Source organism: Wolbachia endosymbiont of Atemnus politus, from assembly GCF_013309895.1.
The window spans coordinates 1-2,853 of the sequence record NZ_JAAXCS010000145.1 but is presented as its reverse complement, the minus strand read 5'-3'; the positions used below and the strand labels follow the sequence as shown (position 1 = coordinate 2,853).

5 protein-coding genes and 1 tRNA gene are annotated in these 2,853 nt (G+C 35.2%); all 6 read right to left on the bottom strand.

Going from position 1 to position 2,853, the window contains the following annotated elements; genetic code table 11:
* A partial coding sequence (locus HET73_RS06885) for a TenA family protein (RefSeq protein ID WP_174134254.1) occupies positions 1-566 on the bottom strand: 566 nt, incomplete at its 3' end.
* 114 nt (positions 567-680) lie between these two features.
* On the bottom strand, positions 681-1,853 hold the full coding sequence (gene metK / locus HET73_RS06880; protein ID WP_174132672.1) for a methionine adenosyltransferase: 1,173 nt from the start codon (positions 1,851-1,853) through the stop codon (positions 681-683).
* A gap of 56 nt (positions 1,854-1,909) precedes the next feature.
* Positions 1,910-1,986: transfer RNA gene (locus tag HET73_RS06875), tRNA-Ile, on the bottom strand.
* A complete protein-coding gene (gene rpmA / locus HET73_RS06870) occupies positions 1,987-2,256 on the bottom strand; it encodes a 50S ribosomal protein L27 (protein ID WP_174132673.1) in 270 nt (89 codons plus the stop codon).
* 10 nt (positions 2,257-2,266) lie between these two features.
* Positions 2,267-2,569 (bottom strand): 50S ribosomal protein L21, encoded by a 303-nt coding sequence (gene rplU / locus HET73_RS06865; RefSeq protein WP_174132674.1) that lies wholly within the window; start codon positions 2,567-2,569, stop codon positions 2,267-2,269.
* 96 nt (positions 2,570-2,665) lie between these two features.
* Positions 2,666-2,853, bottom strand: a 188-nt coding sequence (locus HET73_RS06860) for an ankyrin repeat domain-containing protein (RefSeq protein ID WP_174134253.1), incomplete at its 5' end; no start/stop codon positions are given.

Genomic DNA, 2,853 nt, shown 5'->3' with positions numbered 1-2,853 from the left:
CTAGATTTTTTGTATATACTGTTCATAATTTTAGTTACATCATCAATCATGTCATTTGCCACATCAGTGCTAAAAAAATCTATCCATTTCTGATATCTGTTGTTAGTAGTAGTATTACCTTTCATAATGCGACGGACAACTATTTGATATATATAGAAGCATGGGTAAAATGCTGCCAAACCTTCAGCAACAGAATTATGATATGCAATACGTATGAGGAAGTTAGTAAAAGCTGAGCAAGTCTTTGACTTTTTATGGTTGTCAGATAAATCACAATCCGCAAAATATTCTCTATAATAATCTCGCGTAGCAAAAGTGCCAACAGCTATATGAGTTAATTTATCCATTATTTCAATATCATTAGCTTTAGCTGCAATAATCAATAAAGCACGCGTGCAGTCCACTAAATATAAAAAATCCTGCTGAAGGTAGAATTTGAATTTTTCATAGTCTAGCGTATTGTTCATCAATTCAACATTGAAAGGATGTTCTTTTATTTTTTTAATAATATCAAATGCTTCTCTTATAACTATATCGTAGAATTCCTCTTTTGGTTCGTTACACATTTTGTGAGCCTCTAAATATGATAATTATTACTAATATAGTATAATTATCATGAAAAGCTAATTACACTTTAACAATAAATTAGTATATCAGTATTGAGCTATAAATCAAAAACTTTAGCAATCTAAAGAAATTTTTTTGTTGTTTTCCATATTAAATTCTCTACAAAGAGCATAAGACAAATCTATATTTTCCCAAGAGAATCCACCATCTTCTTCTGATTCTTTACCAAAGTGTCCATAATAGGCTGTGCGTTTATATATAGGACGGTTAAGTGATAAATGTTTGATGATACCTCTAGTTGATAAATCTATATTATTCCCGATAAACTTTTCAATTTTCTTTTCATCTACTGTATTTGTACCAAATGTATCAATGTAGAATGAGGTAGGTTTTAATATACCAATTGCATAAGAGAGCTGCACAAGACAACGCTCGGCCAAACCTGCAAAGACAATATTTTTAGCAAGGTATCTTGCCATATAAGCCGCAGATCTATCAACCTTTGTTGCGTCTTTTCCGGAAAATGCTCCTCCACCGTGTGGAATATAGCCTCCATAAGTATCAACCATAATTTTTCGTCCGGTTAATCCACAATCACCAACTGGCCCACCAACAACAAACCTACCTGTTGGATTGACCAAGAGATTTTCCTCAGGACACATCCACCCTTTAGGTAAAGATGAAACTATATAAGGATAAATTATTTCTCTTACTTTCAATTGATCCAGGTCTTCAGGGTGCTGTATCGAAACAACAATACTCTCAGCACGTACTGGGAGGTTACCCTCATACGCCAGAGTGATCTGTGATTTTGCATCTGGACCAAGTTTTGTTTTTCTAACCACACTCAAGATATTTTTCAGAATCGAGTGTGCATAAAAAATGGGCGCCGGCATGAGGCTTTCTGTTTCTGTTGTTGCATAGCCATACATTATGCCCTGATCCCCAGCACCTTGATCCACCCCTATAGCAATGTCATTTGATTGCTCATGCAATAATATATTTACTTTCACTTCTTTCCAGTGAAAGCCATCGTGCTCGTAACCAATATTTTTTATTGTATCCCTTACAACATTTTCAATTCTGCTATTTGCGATGTTGGGTCCGAACACTTCTCCAGCTATAATAACGTTATCTTTGGTAACTAAAGTCTCCACTGCAGCTCGTGAGGAAGGATCAGTAAAAAGATATTTATCAAGTATTGCATCCGAAATTTGATCCGCTACTTTATCTGGATGACCAGCTGCAACTGACTCACTGGTAATTAAATTTTTATATAAACTCATGCTTTAGGTTTCTGTTCATACAACATTAAAACTGCTATGGAAAATTCAGCTAGAAATGGTGGGCCTGGGAAGAGTTGAACCTCCGACCTCACGCTTATCAGACGTGCGCTCTAACCACCTGAGCTACAGACCCCTAAGCTGAAACTTGTACATTATCTACAGGTAAGATATCAATAAAAGTCTTTTTATTTGCTGACTTTCTAAATTTGACCCAGCCTTCTATCTTAGCAAAAATCGTATGATCTTTACCCATACCAACATTCTTTCCAGGATGAAATTTTGTCCCTCTTTGACGAACAATTATGTTACCAGGAATAACTTTTCCGTTCTTTTTTATTCCTAACCTACGACCTGCGGAGTCTCTACCATTACAGGAACTACCACCTGATTTTTTAGTTGCCATATCTTACCTCTTACTTTTGAAGATTAATTTCATTGATACGAAGAACAGTTATATACTGCCTATGACCAGTTTTTCTACGGTAATTTTTCCTTCTTTTCTTTTTAAAAATTATGATTTTCTCTCCTCTGCATTGCTCAAGCACTTCAGCTTTAACAGTAGCATTAGGCGAATAAGACAAACCGTTACCTGAAAGGCAAACTACTTTATTAATTTCTACTTCCTTTCCTTCCTCAGCCTCCAACTTTTCTACTTTTATTACACTACCTTTTTTTACTAAATACTGCTTCCCACCAGTCTCAATTACTGCAAACATAACAAATATACACTTTATTGTTAACTTTAATCGTAAAGGATGTCATATATGCTGTCAAGACAAATAATTTCCCCCTTCAAGCTACATTAAACGCTTTCAGTAAGGCTCAAGAACTGCACCATGGGCTAAAAGCAACTCCACAAGTTCTTGGCGATTATCATTAGTGGCATAACACAATGCTGTCATTCTTTTATTATTTTTAGCGTTAACATCTGCGTTGTGTTTTAGTAATATTTTTGCTACAGCAACTTTGCTCCTTATGGCAATAGCAGCAAAATGTAATA